This is a genomic window from Vibrio sp. 10N.222.49.C9 (genome assembly GCF_041474985.1).
Classification (GTDB): Bacteria; Pseudomonadota; Gammaproteobacteria; order Enterobacterales; family Vibrionaceae; genus Vibrio; species Vibrio crassostreae_C.
Genome location: NZ_JBFRVD010000458.1, coordinates 1 through 321, shown reverse-complemented (window position 1 = coordinate 321; position 321 = coordinate 1). Strand labels below are relative to the sequence as shown.

At 47.0% G+C, this 321-nt stretch carries 1 protein-coding gene; it reads left to right on the top strand.

Annotation, left to right across the window (positions count from 1 at the left end):
• Positions 1–127 precede the first annotated feature (127 nt).
• The coding region (locus tag AB4585_RS23975) for a YicC/YloC family endoribonuclease (RefSeq protein WP_372171255.1) at positions 128–321 on the top strand (194 nt) is incomplete at its 3' end.

The following is a 321-nucleotide window of genomic DNA, read 5'->3' as shown; positions in this document are numbered from 1 at the left end:
GGATGCGACCATGCAAGGAAGCTATGATTTGTATCAAGACGCTCTGTTTTGTGCGAAGAAGTGCGGTTTTGTGCTAAGATTGCCCGCAATATAGACGCACACCTATGTGATGAATAAAGGTATTTTAATGATTTACAGCATGACCGCTTACGCGCGCAAAGAAGTTAAAGGCGACTGGGGCAACGCAGTATGGGAAATCCGCTCAGTTAACCAACGTTACCTAGAAACCTATTTCCGCTTACCAGAACAGTTCCGAGGCCTAGAGCCTATCCTTCGCGAGCGTTTTCGTAAGCGTTTAGCACGCGGTAAAGTGGAGTGTCA